Raw genomic sequence first — 14,734 nt, forward strand, 5'->3', positions numbered from 1 at the left:
GAAACCGCCTCCGCCGAAACCGCCTCCGCCGAAACCGCCTCCGCCGAAACCGCCTCCGCCGAAACCGCCTCCGCCGAAACCGCCTCCGCCGAAACAACCGATATCCCTTCTACCAATTCCACTTCCGCCGACATCCGAACCACCTCTCCCACTATCCGAACCACCTCCAGTGAAATTTCGCCCTCTACAATTGGAAATATAAATCGCTGGATTAATCACAGTAACCCAAGCAAACTCCTCACCATGAGAATTAAGATTAATATTATCTGTAAATATTTGCTGTACTGATAAATTTGGCAAGGTATGCCATTGAGAAGAAAATGTGGTTTTATGAAAGCCGATTAAAAGTGCAATATAGCATAATATGCCTATTCTCAAGGTTTTATTACCACCTTCCATTCAAATTCAATTATTATAATTGTAATATTTATAGCCATAATAGGCATAGTAACCCAAACCAAATCCTTGCTTGGTTTTATTTAGAACACAGCCCACTACATCGCATTCAGATAACGACGCCGCTGACTCTTGAACAATATATTGCGGTGTTGATTCTGCTTCTACTACGAGAACAACTTGCCCTACATGTTTCGCTAATACACTTGCTTGTGTCGTAGCCAACAAAGGTGGAGAATCGAAAATAATGATCCTGTCTGGATAACGCTGAGACATTTCTTTGGCTAACTTTCTCATCGCATCACTTGAAAGTAACTCAGTAGCATGCTTATGCCTACGTCCCGCAGGCAAAAATGTAAGCTTAGGGAAATCGGTTCGTAACAGCACTTCCTTGAATGTTACGTCTTTTTCAAGCAAATCTATTAGTCCCGATCTTTCCTCAACACCAAATAATTTAGAGGCTGCAGGTTTAACCACATCAGCATCCACTAATAATACCCGCTTATCCAACTCGGTTGCGATACTCATGGCAAGGTTAACCGAAGTAAACGTTTTCCCTTCCCCTGGAAGACTGCTGGTAACCAAAATTAAGTTAGCATTTTCAATTTCATTCTTGCCTTCACCAAAAGCATTTAAAAGCAATGGCTGCTTAATTATTCTATATTCTTCCGCTAATTGTCCGTGCGGGTCATCAGGGGACAACATTCCCTTTTCTTTAAAAAAATCCAGGTCGACTTTTATGTAATTTTTATTCGACGAAGCCAAATCATTCCAATGCTCTTTTTCTTTTTCTTCTGATTTGGAAGAAACATCGACCTGAATATCCAAGTCATTTTTTTCCTCCCCAAGATCAGATGAATGCTCTGCCGACTGTTTTTCTAACGCTTTTTCAATGAGACTCACACAATCCCCCATTAGCTATTTATGGAGTATAAATTTATACCCTTAATCTCCAAGAGAATAAGACAAGCAAATATGACTACCAGTCCTGCACATGCCCCACAAAAACGCAAGAATTCCAACCATTTTTTACGTTTGATTGCAGGCACCCAATTCATTGATACCGTGCCCAAAACCGGAAATCCTGTAACTTCTCGAAGTTTTTGCGGCGAAATAAAAGTTGGTCGCAACAGGGCTAAGAAAATGGTTAAACCAAAACCCGATAAAAAACCCGCACTTAACACCGCGACTGAAAGCAATATTCTATTTGGCGCTGAAGGCTTAGATGGTACTTGGGGCGGGTCTATCACTCGAAACTTAACACTATCCGTATTTTGTTCAACACTTTCCGACAAGCGCGCTTGCTCTCTCCTAGCCAACAATATTTCATAATTTTCTTTGACCGTACCATAATCCCGGTTTAGACTTTTAAGTTCAGTCTCCACCCTTAACCGAGCATCCATGCCTTTTTTAAGCCTTTTAATCTTGTTCTCATAAGCCTTTACTCTAGCCTGTAGTGACGCCACATTAGCATCCGCTTCACTAAGAGATATCTTCATTTGCTGAAAAATTGGATTTTCAGTATTACCCATATCATCTCCAAAGGATTCTTCCTCCGGCTGATTTTTTAGCTGCGCTATGCTTTTTTTAAGGGCAATAACCTCAGGATGTTTATCTGTATATTTAAGCAACAACTCATCCAATCTTTCTTGCATCGCTTGAATGCGGGTTTCTTTTGGACTCAATGAAGCGCTTCCAAAGTCTGCAAACATGGGCTCATCATCTTCTAATTGACGCGCTATTTCATCACGACGATTAATTGCCTCTTCCAGTGCTAACTTTGCTTCTTCCAGTTGGGTATTGGCATTTTGAAGTTCCTCATAGAGATTTCCGCCTTGCCCGGGCAATAAGCCGTAATTTTTTCGCTTAAACTCTTCAATAGCTTGTTCTGCTAGCTTGAGCCGCCGCTCATATTCTTTAATCTGCTGATCAAGAAACCGTTGGGCATTATCCGCATCACGCCGAGTTTCTCCTAGTGCCTGCTCAACAAAAACTGTCAAGGTTGCCTGTACCAAGCGCTTGGCTAGGTTAGGATTTGAATCGTTTGCACTTATTGTAAAAATATTAACTCGCCGGGCACTTTCTATTTCTATCGATGATTTTAATCTATCAATTACACCCTCCATGGCTCGCTCATCCGTAGCCACTAAATCCAAGTCGGTCATCCGCGCTATTTTTTCTAAATTTGGGCGAGTTAATAACAACCGAGTCATCAATTTCACTTGCTTATCCACGTCCGGCTGTATGGTCAAACCTTTCAACAAAGGCCGTAAAACTGACCGAGTATCCACATAAACTTTTGCAGTTGCTTTATATTGATCTGGCAACTGAGATACATACATCCATCCCGCAAGACAAACTAGCCAAGCGGTCAGAATCCCCCACCATTTATAACGGGCAGCAACCTGCAGATAGCCTAAGACCTCAACCAGCAACTCATGCATTGAAAACTCCTACATGCAACAAAATCAGAAAAAGGCTTCAGGGATAATCAATACATCCCCTGGCAATATATCCACATTGGCAGAAATATCACCATCTCTCAGCAGATCATCTATCCGCACAGAGAACTGCTTTTGCTTACCATTAATTCTGCGCACAATGGTAGCCCGGTTACCTGAAGCATACTCAGTCATACCACCTACCGTGATCATTAGATCTAATAAAGTCATACGCTCACGATAAGGAACCGATTGAGGATTCGCAGCTTCCCCAACAACACGAACTTGCTCGCTATAAGGCCCCACGAACTCACCCACAATCACTGTTACCAATGGATTTCGTATATACCGGGCCAACTCCTTTTCTATATCCCGTGCAAGTTGGTATGGTGTTTTCCCGGTAGCTGGCAGCTCCTCTACCAAAGGTGCGGAAATTTTCCCATCAGGGCGAACTACTACGGTACGGGTGATTTCTGGATTTCCCCAAACAAACATTTCAAGCGAGTCCCCCGGACCAATAATATAAGTATAGTCAGTAGGCGGCTCGGTTTTTGGGTTAAGTGGAGGGTAAAAAGAACAGGCAGTTAGCTGAAAAAAAACAAGAGAAAAAACCAAAATCAGCGTTCGTTGCAAAAATTTATGTTTTTTAATTTGCACTGCCATCTCCTTAAGATGCAAATTCAAATTGTATAGATGTAAATCTAGCAGAAAATTGTGTCATAACTTACCTTAACAAAGCCTGACCTTTGTTCACTCAGCGGAGCAGAGATATTTTTGTATCCTTCCAATACCTTCTTTCAGTCTACTCATCGAAGTTGTGTATGCAAAGCGGACATATCGATGGGCATTTGCCTTACCAAAATCCTTGCCTGGTGTAATCGCCACTCCCACCTTCTCCAGCAAATCCCAAGCAAAACCATAGCTATCAGAGGTTATTGAAGAGCAATCCGCATAGATATAAAAGGCGCCATCAGGAATTGTTTCTATCGAAAACCCTAAATCAAGTAGCCCATCGTATAAAAAATCCCGCCGCCGTTCAAACGCGTTACGTCTTTCTTCCAACTCGACAAACGTCTCCTCGCTCAATGCCGCCAGAGCCGCATATTGGGAAAGTGAAGGCGCGGAAATAAAAGCATTCTGAGCAACTCTCTCCAGCACTTCGCAATAAGAAGCTGGCACAACCACCCACCCCAAACGCCACCCCGTCATCCCAAAATATTTAGAAAAACTATTGACTACAAAGGCATCTTGGGTGAATTCAAGAGCTGATGCGCTTCGCTTTCCATACTCCAATCCATGATAAATCTCATCTGAAATTAATACGCCTCCTTGTTTTTCAACTTCCTGACAAATTCCCTTCAGCGCATCATTTTCAATAATTGTCCCAGTAGGATTTGATGGCGAGGCCAACCAAACGCCTATCGTGTTTTCACCCCAATTATCCCTCACCAATTTTGCGGTTAAATGAAAATGAGTCTCATATGTCACTGGAACCAGTTTTGGCCTGCCCTCGAAAAGGCGGATAATATTACGATTACAAGGGTAACCGGGGTCGCTGATCAATATTTCTTTATTTTTGGATAACAGGGTTGCCAAAATCAGCAAAAAAGCTCCGGAAGCGCCTGGGGTAATCATGATCCGGTCCGGGTCAATACTGACTTGGTAACAATAGGCGTAGTACTCAGCAATGGCTTGACGCAATTGAGGCAGACCAGCGGCAGACGTATATTTTATATAGCCGTCTTGCATCGCTTTTACGCCAGCCTCTACTATACTTTTTGGCGTTGGGAAATCGGGCTCTCCAATTTCCATATGAACGATATTTCGCCCTTGAGCCTCCAAGGCTTTAGCCTTGGCAAGCAATTCCATTACCACAAAGGGTTCAATTTCTTTGATTTTGGCCGATAACGGAGGAAACAATATTGAAACTCTTTATCTTTCCAAGATTCTAAGCAAATGCATTATAGACATAACTTGAGCAGTTAAAAGTGCAATTTACTATTGCTTCTAGGGGCGCCTTCTGGTACAAGTACGGGCTTTTCGAATTTCGAGGACTTACCCATGGCTACTTCTCAGGATAAAACTCAAATCAATCCTTTCACTTTTACGCCATATCAACCCAAGGAAGGGGAAGAATATATGAATGAACAGCAGCTAGAGCACTTTAAAAAAATCCTTCAGGGATGGAAGGCACAATTGATGGAAGAGGTAGACCGCACGTTGGATCACATGCAACATGATGCCGCCAACTTCCCTGATCCAACCGATCGGGCGACTCAGGAATCTGAGTTCAGCCTGGAACTTAGAACCCGCGACCGGGAACGCAAACTCATTAAAAAAATCGATGAAGCCTTGTCCAATATTGAATCAGGCGACTACGGATATTGCGAGACCTGTGGCGTAGAAATTGGCTTGCGCCGCCTAGAAGCCCGCCCTACTGCCACCCAGTGTATCGATTGCAAGACCCTGGATGAATTGCGCGAAAAGCAAATGGGGTAACCGGTAAGTTTATTGTTTTGGCGGTATAGCCATGTCCGCCAAGCAAAAGGAAAATCAAGCCCCTCAATCTTACCGGGGGCGTTTTGCGCCTTCGCCCACTGGCCCCCTCCATTTAGGTTCGCTTCTCACGGCTCTGGCGAGCTTTTTACAGGCACGTTCTCGCGGCGGAAAATGGTTTGTTCGCATTGACGATATTGACACCCCCCGCTGTAAACCCGGTGCCGCCACTGAAATTCTCCGAACCCTGGAATGGTTTGGCCTTTATTGGGATGGCCCGGTTTTATACCAACAGCAAAATCTGGAAGCTTATCAATGGGCATTGGACAGGCTTATAGCACAAGGCTGGATCTATCCTTGCACTTGCAGCCGCAAGCAGTTAGCCCCTTTTGGACAACGATATCCAGGCCTGTGCCGTAACAACCCTCTAAAAAGTAACAAACCCCATGCATTTCGGGTTAAAACTGCCGCAGATCCCATCCGCTTTTACGATGGTTTGCAAGGAAACTTTACTCACAACCTTAACCAGACCTGCGGTGATTTCATTATCCGACGAAGAGATAAGATTTTTGCTTACCAGCTGACAGTCGTTATAGACGACCATCTTTTGGGAGTTACCGAAGTATTACGCGGTTGTGACTTGCTAGACTCCACACCCAGGCAAATCTATCTTCACCAGCTTCTTCAACTTCAAATACCTTCCTATTGTCATATTCCTATCCTTACAGATTCAAGGGGGCTGAAACTCAGTAAACAAACCCAGGCACCTGCGGTGGATCCTAAAAATCCTGGCCCGACATTACACCGACTGCTTCAATGGCTGGGTCAAAATCCGCCTGAAGCTATAAAAAATTGGCCGGCGACAGAAATCATTGCTTATGCAATTACCCACTGGAACCCTACCAAAATGCCCAAAACCCAACAAATCGATATAATGACTTCCATTGTCGGCCCCAATATCAAAGGAATAAAGCCATGAGCCAAGACAAAATCTATCCTGTCCCGGAATCCATCGCCACTAAAGCCCACATCAATGCGGCAAAGTATCAATCCATGTATGCCCAATCCATCAATGACCCCGATGCTTTTTGGGCAGAGCATGCCGAGGCTTTCGTCTCCTGGCATCAGCCATGGAATAAAGTTTCTGACTGGGATTTCCATAAGGTGCATATCCGCTGGTTCGAGGGGGGCAAACTTAATGTCTGCGTTAATTGCCTCGACCGTCATCTCGATACCCGGGGCGATCAAACTGCCATAATTTGGGAAAGCGATGATCCCACAGTTGATACAAAAATCACTTACCGGCAATTACATACCCAGGTTTGCCAATTCGCCAACGTCTTGAAAGCACATGGCATAAAAAAAGGGGACCGAGTCTGTATTTATTTGCCCATGATTCCAGAAGCAGCCATTGCCATGCTGGCATGCGCAAGGATCGGCGCGATTCATTCCGTGGTTTTCGGTGGATTTTCAGCTGAAGCACTGCGAGACCGCATCCTGGATGCCGATTGCCGCTTGGTGATTACCGCAGATGAAGGCATTCGTGGCGGCAAACACATTCCCTTGAAAAATAATGTCGACACTGCATTGAATGCTTGTCCCGATGTGAGCACGGTCATTGTGGTCGAACGCAGCGGCAACCCCATTCTATGGCATGAAGAACGGGATGTGTGGTACCACCAAGCGATAGCCAATGCTTCAGATCAGTGCGAGGCGGAAATCATGGATGCGGAAGACCCGCTCTTCATCCTTTACACCTCCGGCTCCACCGGCAAGCCCAAGGGTGTTTTGCATACAGCCGGCGGATATCTCGTCTACGCTGCCATGACCCACCAATACGTTTTCGATTATCAGGATGGAGACATTTATTGGTGCACCGCCGATGTTGGATGGATTACTGGCCATAGTTATTTGGTTTATGGCCCATTGTGTAATGGCGCGACCACTTTGATGTTTGAAGGCGTGCCCACCTATCCAGAACCGGACCGGTTCTGGCAAGTGGTTGATAAACATCAAGTCAACATTTTCTATACCGCCCCTACCGCCATACGCGCACTCATGCGTTTGGGCGATGACTATGTTAAACGCACCTCCAGGCAGAGCTTACGCATCCTTGGCACCGTTGGCGAACCCATCAACCCCGAAGCGTGGGAATGGTATTACCATGTGGTAGGTAATGGCAATTGCCCGATTGTCGATACTTGGTGGCAAACTGAAACCGGCGGCATTCTCATTACTCCACTGCCAGGAGCCACGCCTCTCAAACCTGGCTCTGCGACCCTGCCTTTCTTTGGCATCGAACCGGCGATTCTTGACGACCATGGCAAAGAGATCCAAGGCCCCGGTAGCGGTGTCCTCGCCATGAAACGCTCCTGGCCGGGCCAAGCCCGTACTCTTTACGGCAATCACCAGCGCTTTATCGAAACCTACTTTAGCGCTTACCCCGGTTATTACTTCTCCGGGGATGGTGCCCGTAGAGATGACGATGGTTACTATTGGATTACTGGGCGAGTAGATGATGTACTGAATGTCTCTGGTCACCGACTTGGCACGGCTGAAATTGAAAGCGCCTTGGTGCTTCATCCAGCGGTGGCGGAAGCCGCCGTTGTTGGTTACCCCCATGACATTAAAGGACAAGGCATCTATGCCTATGTCATTCTGAAAGAAGGCGTTTCTCCCAGTGACGAATTACGCAAAGAATTAATCGACCTAGTTGCCAAGGAGATAGGGCCCATTGCCAAACCCGACGTTATCCAATGGGCACCGGAATTACCCAAAACCCGCTCAGGCAAAATCATGCGGCGTATTTTACGTAAAATCGCCGCCAATCAAATAGACGATCTAGGAGATACTTCCACCTTGGCCGACCCTTCCATTGTGGAAACATTGATCCGGGAACGAGCCCACCAATAAAGCGGAGGTCACCGATATGCGCGATGTTGTTTAAATCCCTTGCAATCGTGCAACGTTCATAGCGAACCGTCTTTTTTCCATATCCTCCAGCTGAACCAGGTTCTGCAAGACCTCCTGGACATGGGGATCGTCAATTTCATTGAGGGATTCCTTGTACAGTTCAATGAGTGCATCTTCAAAATCCATCACAATCTTGACGATTTCATCCATAGACATATTGGAGTGAACGGTCAAGCTTTGCAGTTTTTTCTCAATTTTGGGATCGGGCGGATAAGGCAACCAAATATCTAAAATATGCTGCTGCGTTCCTTGTTCAAACTTTTCCAGGCTGTCAGCTAATTCATCCTCGTGTCGCTTTAAGTAATCCAACAGCAACTGGACATGGGCTTTTTGTTCCTGGCTTTCCATCTTTTCTGCTAATTCTTTTAAAGCCTTATGCAAATCTTTACTGTATTCCAACACATCCTTGACTTGTTCAAATTTCCGCAGTTTCTCTTCCATTTCGCCCCCATCAGTTCATTCGTGAAAATCGTAATGAATAAGATACACCGATTTCTTCTATCGCTCCATATCTCCTGTAATTCAACTAATTTTTACATCCAATCAAGTAATCTCAATATGTTAAAATGAACAGTTACGGATTATAGAGCCGACTGATTATTCCAAACTAGCATGTCTCAATATAAACTCACTCACCTTAAAGAACTGGAAGCAGAAAGCATCCACATTATCCGGGAAGTTGCCGCTGAATTCGATAATCCGGTGATGCTCTATTCCATCGGAAAAGACTCTTCCGTCATGTTGCATCTGGCGATGAAAGCCTTCTATCCGGGCAAACCGCCATTCCCTTTGATGCACGTGGATACCACCTGGAAATTCCAGGAAATGTATCAATTCCGCGAACGCATCACGCAAGAACTGGGATTAGACTTGATTGTCTATACCAATCCCGAGGCACAAGCACAGGGAATTAACCCCTTTGACCACGGTAGTAAAAAACACACTGACATTTGGAAAACCGAAGGGCTCAAGCAATCCCTAGATAAATATGGCTTTGACGCTGCCTTTGGCGGTGCCCGGCGGGATGAAGAAAAATCCAGAGCCAAGGAACGGGTCTATTCCTTCCGCGACCACCACCACCGCTGGGACCCCAAAAACCAGCGGCCAGAATTGTGGAATATCTATAACGGCAAGATCAATAAAGGGGAAAGCATTCGCGTTTTTCCACTCTCCAACTGGACCGAACTGGACATTTGGCTATATATCTATCTGGAAAAAATCCCCATCGTACCTTTATATCTCGCCAAAGAACGTCCCGTGGTGGAGCGGGATGGCACCTTAATCATGGTAGATGACCAGCGCATGCACCTCCACCCAGGCGAAAAGCCACAACTCAAGCAGGTCCGTTTCCGGACCCTGGGATGCTACCCTCTCACCGGCGCGATTGAATCCACAGCCGACACCTTACCCAAAATTATCCAGGAAATGTTGTTGGCGAAAACCTCCGAGCGCCAGGGCCGCCTTATCGACCATGACCAGGCCGGCTCCATGGAAGACAAAAAGCGCGAAGGCTATTTCTAACCCCCTAATTTTGATTTATCCGAATCATGTCACACCAATCCCTGATCGAAACCGATATTGAAGCCTATCTCCGGCAACACGAACATAAACAACTGCTGCGGTTTTTAACCTGCGGCAGCGTGGACGATGGCAAAAGCACCTTGATTGGCCGCCTGCTCCACGACACGCAGATGATCTATGAAGATCAAATGGCGTCCCTGAAAAAAGACAGCGAACGGATGGGCACCACCGGAGAAGAGGTAGACTTGGCGCTGCTGGTGGACGGCCTGCAAGCCGAGCGCGAACAAGGTATCACCATCGATGTTGCTTACCGTTATTTTTCCACCGCCAAACGCAAATTTATCATTGCCGATACCCCGGGTCACGAACAATATACCCGCAACATGGCCACGGGCGCCTCCACCTGCGACTTGGCAGTAATTTTGATTGACGCCCGCAAAGGGGTACTCACCCAAACCCGACGCCACAGTTTTATCGTCTCCCTGTTGGGTATCAAACATGTTGTCGTGGCCATCAACAAAATGGATTTGATGGACTGGCGTCAAGAGGTTTTCGACCAGATTCGCCAGGATTATCTGTCCTTCTCCAATAAACTCGACGCCGCCGACATTCGCTTCATTCCCGTATCCGCCCTCAAGGGTGATAACGTCGTCGACCGCAGCCAAAACACGCCTTGGTACGAAGGCCCTACCTTGTTGGAACACTTGGAAAACATCGACGTATCCCAGGATCGTAATTTCCAAGATCTGCGTTTTCCCGTCCAATACGTCAACCGGCCGCACCTCGACTTCCGCGGCTTTAGCGGCACATTAGCGGCGGGCATAGCGCATCCCGGCGATGAAATCATGGTCCTGCCCTCGCGCAAAACCAGCCGCATCAAAGAAATCGTTACCTATGATGGCAATCTGGAAGAAGCCTTCCCTCCCATGGCCATCACGTTGACCTTGGAAGATGAAATCGATGTCAGCCGAGGCGATATGATCGTCCGCACCGACAATCTTCCCCACGTGGCTGACCGTTGCAACGCTCACATCGTTTGGATGACTGAAAAGCCCTTGGTCCCCGGACGCCAGTATTACATTAAACAAGCCACCCGCACGGTCACAGGTTCCGTCTCGCGAATCATCCATCGCATTGATGTCAACACCTTGGCGCATTCCAATGCCGATCAATTAGCACTGAACGAAATCGCCCTGTGCGAGGTCGCCTTCAATGCGCCCTTGGCCTTTGATCCTTACCAGGTTTGCAAGGGCACCGGTGCCTTCATTGTCATTGACCGGCTTACCAACAACACCGTTGGCGCAGGCATGATCACAGGCTTGGCGGAAACGGGAGACAGCAGAAGGCGGGTATCTGCTGAAGAACGCGCTATCCGTTTTGGCCAGCAGGCCCGCGTCATCTATCTGATAGGTCAACAAGCCAAGGATTTTGCTTATCTTTTGGAAAGAAGATTATTCGACACAGGTCACGCCGCCACTGTGATTGACGACGAAACCCTGACTCAAGCTGATGAAAACATCGCCCAGGCACTGACCCATGCAGGCTTGATATCCCTTTGGCCACTTGCCCAAGCCCCTGCTCGTCCTGTCGAAAACAGCCTTGTATTTGATGCGGACACCATGAGCATTGAAACCATCCTGGATCAATTAAAAAACCAGCAAGTCATCCAGGCCCATTAACTTTGAATTGAATTTTCTTTCCATTAGCGTCATGCTGAATCCCAGGGGAGTAAATTCCCCCTGGTTTTTTTACATAGTGCCTGTAAATTTTACGTAGCCATGGTCTTCCTTAAATGGGACGCCGCAAACCCTTTCGCGCCGTACATCCCGTTACGCGCGAAAGCCCGGCCCAACTATGAAAGCCCGCTCTTGAGGGCTTGATGGCGGTCATTCCAGCCCCACCCCACATAAGGAAGCCCCCCAAATCTCAATCAAGTTGGTAAATCTTTGTAGGCAGGTTTTATATTTTGTGAAGGGCAATTTCATGAAATCAAAAATACTCATTAGCATTCTTTTAGGATACCTCATCTCCGGTTACAGCTTTGGCTATGGTGGAGGAGGCGGAGGCAAACAAGCTTGTAAAAAGCCGCAATTCACCCAATTCCAGCCAGGCGATAAAGCTGAAGTAGCGCCAGCTTCAGATTTTTCATTTGTTGTTACCCAGGCAAATTCTGACAGCATTCAAGTTACTGTCAAAAAACATCCGGTTACCGTTGAAATTACGCCAAAGAATCAGTCCTTGCTGGTAGCCGGCAAACTACCAGAAGACCTAAAAGACACCTACGCCAGAGTTGCAGTCACCGCCCAGGGGCCAGGCCGCTGCAAAGGCACCGCAGGTTGGTTACTAAAAATCACTCAGTAATAAATAGCCCTTTTCAACCATGAAAGCAGGGGATGGGGTAAAGGCCCATCTCCTGATCCATTAGATTTTTAGGGATATCTTTTTGTTTGATGGCAAAGAAATCCACTAAAAACCAGAGAGCCTACGGCAATCGGATCTTCACCTTTCTCCGGGCATTAAAACGCTTATTGGGACAATCGCGAAAGCCTAATGAAGGCGTCAGGCATATTTTGACCTCTTCAAGATACCCTTTTCTGTCAGTCCAAACCGTGACGGCACTTCGACGCAATCCCAAAGACCGGTTCAAGGCCACAAAAGCCTGCTCCACATCCCCTACCCGTAAACTTTTCCCTTTCCGCAAATATAAAGCCGCCATGTCAGGACGTTTGATTTTCTCCCACAGATAAGTAATCGCGTTGAAATATTCTTTTGGCGTTTCAAAGACACAGGTGCCATGCTTTAACCACTGCCCATAAATCAAATTGACGCTGGGCATCAAGCAAAAAACTTCAGCCGCGAGTCTTCGAGGGGGTAGTGGCTTAAGCCGGCAATAACGGGGATGATCATACTTGGAACGCGCTTTTTCCGATTGCGGCCATAATCCATGCACCACCCAACCAAAACGATTGACCCGACATTGATAGGCCTGCCCCCTGCCTTCCCCTCGATCATGACAAAATTCCGGCGACCACGACAAAACGTAAACCAAGTAATCGACGGACACCGAGGGATTACGCCAGTCGATACGAATCTTCGGTGGAGGCAATTTCTCAGGCACCTGGCAAAGTCCGGCAATGCTGTTTTGAGGCAAAAACAACAGCATTGCCAAAATAAACAATAAAGATCGATACAGAACCAACATTTGTTCTCCTTTTTAAAAAGGCCCACTTTGACTTGAAGCCTCAACAATAAGAACCCATTATCCGTAAAAATGGAAGCGAACAGCTTAAGAAAATTTGAATCCAGCCACAAAGGAACGCTAAACTAAATAAGTGGTAGCAGGAACTTTATCCCATAAAGTCGGGTCTATTTAAAGGTACCGAAGGGGGCGATCTGGCTTCGACGCGGATCGCGAAACCTACAGGTGCATGCCGAGGTGCAGTGACCTCGAAAAACACATTGCAAACTTATAGTTGCCAACGACGACAACTACGCACTCGCTGCTTAAAACCCAGTAGGGTGCCATCTGACCGGAGCCGTGCTTGTGCGTCCGGATTTCAGGTGTCATATCTCACAAGCTTGCGGTGAAGCGTGTCCGGCGTGGATCCGTTAAACACTTATCCGGACTCGCCGTTTGTTTTCCCCGCCGTTCGGGTAGCAAACGGTTAAATCAATAGAACGGATAAGCATGTAGAGCCTGAGGCGGAGGATTCGCGGACGGGGGTTCGATTCCCCCCGCCTCCACCAATTCCACAACGCCAACCTGACCGGGTTGGCCTTTTTCGTTGGGAGAAGGCTTTGTATTCCTGCGGATAACTGCGGTTTTCGAGAGTTACCCTTTCACCGTATCCCCCCTGCGTCAGACTAGTTGTCGCCTCTATTAACACAGAGGAATAAAACGATGTCCCAACGTTATAGTGACGCATTTAAAGAACAAGCCATATCGAAAGTATTGCAACGTGGTGATAAAACGATACAGTGTATCGCTGATGAATTGGAAAGGACTGACACCGTATACATCACCTGGAGCTTGGATAGTGACAAGTCTACCAAGTCTACTAAGCCCATTTACCAAGGGAGGTGGTCATAAAAATAAATAAGTATCAAATCAAACCATGAATGACTTCTCGCTCTTTACCCTAAATTGCAGCCGGCCTTATGGCGAGGCAATTGCGAATTATCTCAATACTAAACTGAGTGCCCATGAGGAAAGGGAGTTTGAAGATGGAGAGCACAAGATTCGCCCCTTGGAAAGCGTGCGTGGGCACCATGTATTTGTCGTTGTTTCCCTTTTTTCAGATCCTCACCTGAGTGTTAACGATAAGTTGTGTCGGCTGCTTATGTTCACCGGGGCTTTGAGAGATGCCTCGGCGCGGGAAATCACGCTTGCCCTTCCCTACCTTGCCTATGCCCGCAAAGACCGACGTACCCAGCCCCGGGATCCTATAAGCATCCGGTATCTGGCATCCATACTCGAGGCAGTTGGTACCGATAGAGTCATGACCATGGAAGTCCACAACCCGGCGGCTTTTCAAAATGCCTTCCGCTGTATAACCGAACATCTCGAAGCGCTGCCGTTATTTATCCACCATTTAACGCCCGCTCTTCAGGACAGCAATAAAATAACGGTAGTTTCTCCTGATACCGGAGGATATAAGCGGGCGGAGAAATTCCGCTCGGCATTGGCCGAGGTTACGCAAAAACGAATCGACAGTGCCTCTGTTGAAAAACTGCGCGGTGGTGGCAAACTCATGCACGGCCGTTTGATTGGTTCGGTCGATGATTCAACCGTGTTGATCATTGATGACATGATCGTCAGTGGCAGCACATTGAACCACGCGGCCCAGACGTGTAAGCAAAACGGCGCTGAGAAGGTGATTGCTATTGTTACTCACGGAATGTTCAGC

Annotated in this window: 14 protein-coding genes, 1 other RNA gene and 1 pseudogene; 10 read left to right on the forward strand and 6 right to left on the reverse strand. The window is 46.9% G+C overall.

The window, feature by feature from the left end:
- A pseudogene (locus AXA67_08570) lies at nucleotides 1–288 on the forward strand (hypothetical protein).
- A gap of 117 nt (nucleotides 289–405) precedes the next feature.
- Here AXA67_08570 and AXA67_08575 read toward each other — a convergent pair.
- The 4 genes from AXA67_08575 to AXA67_08590 form a co-directional block, all read right to left on the reverse strand.
- On the reverse strand, nucleotides 406–1,311 hold the full coding sequence (locus tag AXA67_08575) for a hypothetical protein (GenBank protein KXJ40687.1): 906 nt from the start codon (nucleotides 1,309–1,311) through the stop codon (nucleotides 406–408).
- On the reverse strand, nucleotides 1,311–2,840 hold the full coding sequence (locus tag AXA67_08580; protein KXJ40688.1) for a hypothetical protein: 1,530 nt from the start codon (nucleotides 2,838–2,840) through the stop codon (nucleotides 1,311–1,313). Before AXA67_08580 ends, AXA67_08575 begins: the two co-directional genes overlap by 1 nt.
- 24 nt (nucleotides 2,841–2,864) lie before the next feature.
- Nucleotides 2,865–3,494, reverse strand: coding sequence for a sugar ABC transporter substrate-binding protein (locus AXA67_08585; protein KXJ40689.1), 630 nt, complete (start codon nucleotides 3,492–3,494; stop codon nucleotides 2,865–2,867).
- A 93-nt stretch (nucleotides 3,495–3,587) separates the two neighbouring features.
- Nucleotides 3,588–4,706, reverse strand: a complete 1,119-nt coding sequence (locus AXA67_08590; GenBank protein ID KXJ40700.1) for an aminotransferase — start codon at nucleotides 4,704–4,706, stop codon at nucleotides 3,588–3,590.
- Between the two features lie 192 nt (nucleotides 4,707–4,898).
- Here AXA67_08590 and AXA67_08595 point away from each other — a divergent pair, with 192 nt between their 5' ends.
- From AXA67_08595 to AXA67_08605, 3 genes are read left to right on the forward strand one after another with little or no spacing between them, the layout of a single operon-like run.
- A complete protein-coding gene (locus AXA67_08595) occupies nucleotides 4,899–5,336 on the forward strand; it encodes an RNA polymerase-binding protein DksA (protein KXJ40690.1) in 438 nt (145 codons plus the stop codon).
- Between the two features lie 31 nt (nucleotides 5,337–5,367).
- Nucleotides 5,368–6,312, forward strand: coding sequence for a hypothetical protein (locus tag AXA67_08600; protein ID KXJ40691.1), 945 nt, complete (start codon nucleotides 5,368–5,370; stop codon nucleotides 6,310–6,312).
- A complete protein-coding gene (locus AXA67_08605) occupies nucleotides 6,309–8,246 on the forward strand; it encodes an acetyl-coenzyme A synthetase (GenBank protein ID KXJ40692.1) in 1,938 nt (645 codons plus the stop codon). The genes AXA67_08600 and AXA67_08605 overlap by 4 nt, the downstream gene beginning before the upstream one ends.
- Nucleotides 8,247–8,276: 30 nt before the next feature.
- Here the strand turns inward: AXA67_08605 and AXA67_08610 are convergent, their stop codons facing one another.
- Nucleotides 8,277–8,747: a hypothetical protein gene (locus AXA67_08610; GenBank protein ID KXJ40693.1), complete on the reverse strand. Its 471-nt coding sequence runs from the start codon at nucleotides 8,745–8,747 to the stop codon at nucleotides 8,277–8,279.
- A gap of 171 nt (nucleotides 8,748–8,918) precedes the next feature.
- Here AXA67_08610 and AXA67_08615 point away from each other — a divergent pair, with 171 nt between their 5' ends.
- The 3 genes from AXA67_08615 to AXA67_08625 all read left to right on the forward strand — a co-directional run bounded on the left by AXA67_08615 (nucleotide 8,919) and on the right by AXA67_08625 (nucleotide 12,188).
- Nucleotides 8,919–9,827 carry a sulfate adenylyltransferase gene (locus AXA67_08615; protein ID KXJ40694.1) on the forward strand — a complete coding sequence of 303 codons (909 nt, stop codon included), beginning with the start codon at nucleotides 8,919–8,921 and terminating at the stop codon, nucleotides 9,825–9,827.
- Between the two features lie 26 nt (nucleotides 9,828–9,853).
- Nucleotides 9,854–11,506, forward strand: coding sequence for a sulfate adenylyltransferase subunit CysN (locus tag AXA67_08620; protein KXJ40695.1), 1,653 nt, complete (start codon nucleotides 9,854–9,856; stop codon nucleotides 11,504–11,506).
- Between the two features lie 304 nt (nucleotides 11,507–11,810).
- Nucleotides 11,811–12,188: a hypothetical protein gene (locus tag AXA67_08625; protein KXJ40696.1), complete on the forward strand. Its 378-nt coding sequence runs from the start codon at nucleotides 11,811–11,813 to the stop codon at nucleotides 12,186–12,188.
- A 121-nt stretch (nucleotides 12,189–12,309) separates the two neighbouring features.
- On the opposite strand, the gene AXA67_08630 is transcribed toward AXA67_08625, so the two are convergent.
- Complete coding sequence (locus tag AXA67_08630; protein ID KXJ40697.1) at nucleotides 12,310–13,029, reverse strand: hypothetical protein; 720 nt, start codon at nucleotides 13,027–13,029, stop codon at nucleotides 12,310–12,312.
- A 182-nt stretch (nucleotides 13,030–13,211) separates the two neighbouring features.
- On the opposite strand from AXA67_08630, the gene ssrA reads away from it, so the two are divergent.
- From ssrA to AXA67_08645, 3 genes are all read left to right on the forward strand, one after another.
- Nucleotides 13,212–13,574: a transfer-messenger RNA gene (gene ssrA, locus AXA67_08635) on the forward strand.
- A 154-nt stretch (nucleotides 13,575–13,728) separates the two neighbouring features.
- Nucleotides 13,729–13,917 carry a hypothetical protein gene (locus tag AXA67_08640; protein ID KXJ40698.1) on the forward strand — a complete coding sequence of 63 codons (189 nt, stop codon included), beginning with the start codon at nucleotides 13,729–13,731 and terminating at the stop codon, nucleotides 13,915–13,917.
- 25 nt (nucleotides 13,918–13,942) lie between these two features.
- Nucleotides 13,943–14,734 (forward strand): ribose-phosphate pyrophosphokinase (locus AXA67_08645; protein ID KXJ40699.1); only part of this gene is annotated, 792 nt, incomplete at its 3' end.

The organism is Methylothermaceae bacteria B42 (assembly GCA_001566965.1).
Lineage (GTDB): Bacteria > Pseudomonadota > Gammaproteobacteria > Methylococcales > Methylothermaceae > Methylohalobius.

Coding starts and splice junctions, on each gene's coding strand:
- AXA67_08640 (KXJ40698.1), top strand. CDS start 13,729: ATGTCCCAACGTTATAGTGACGCATTTAAAGAACAAGCCATATCGAAA.
- AXA67_08590 (KXJ40700.1), bottom strand. CDS start 4,706: ATGGAATTGCTTGCCAAGGCTAAAGCCTTGGAGGCTCAAGGGCGAAAT.
- AXA67_08610 (KXJ40693.1), bottom strand. CDS start 8,747: ATGGAAGAGAAACTGCGGAAATTTGAACAAGTCAAGGATGTGTTGGAA.
- AXA67_08605 (KXJ40692.1), top strand. CDS start 6,309: ATGAGCCAAGACAAAATCTATCCTGTCCCGGAATCCATCGCCACTAAA.
- AXA67_08620 (KXJ40695.1), top strand. CDS start 9,854: ATGTCACACCAATCCCTGATCGAAACCGATATTGAAGCCTATCTCCGG.
- AXA67_08575 (KXJ40687.1), bottom strand. CDS start 1,311: ATGGGGGATTGTGTGAGTCTCATTGAAAAAGCGTTAGAAAAACAGTCG.
- AXA67_08615 (KXJ40694.1), top strand. CDS start 8,919: ATGTCTCAATATAAACTCACTCACCTTAAAGAACTGGAAGCAGAAAGC.
- AXA67_08600 (KXJ40691.1), top strand. CDS start 5,368: ATGTCCGCCAAGCAAAAGGAAAATCAAGCCCCTCAATCTTACCGGGGG.
- AXA67_08625 (KXJ40696.1), top strand. CDS start 11,811: ATGAAATCAAAAATACTCATTAGCATTCTTTTAGGATACCTCATCTCC.
- AXA67_08595 (KXJ40690.1), top strand. CDS start 4,899: ATGGCTACTTCTCAGGATAAAACTCAAATCAATCCTTTCACTTTTACG.
- AXA67_08630 (KXJ40697.1), bottom strand. CDS start 13,029: ATGTTGGTTCTGTATCGATCTTTATTGTTTATTTTGGCAATGCTGTTG.
- AXA67_08580 (KXJ40688.1), bottom strand. CDS start 2,840: ATGCATGAGTTGCTGGTTGAGGTCTTAGGCTATCTGCAGGTTGCTGCC.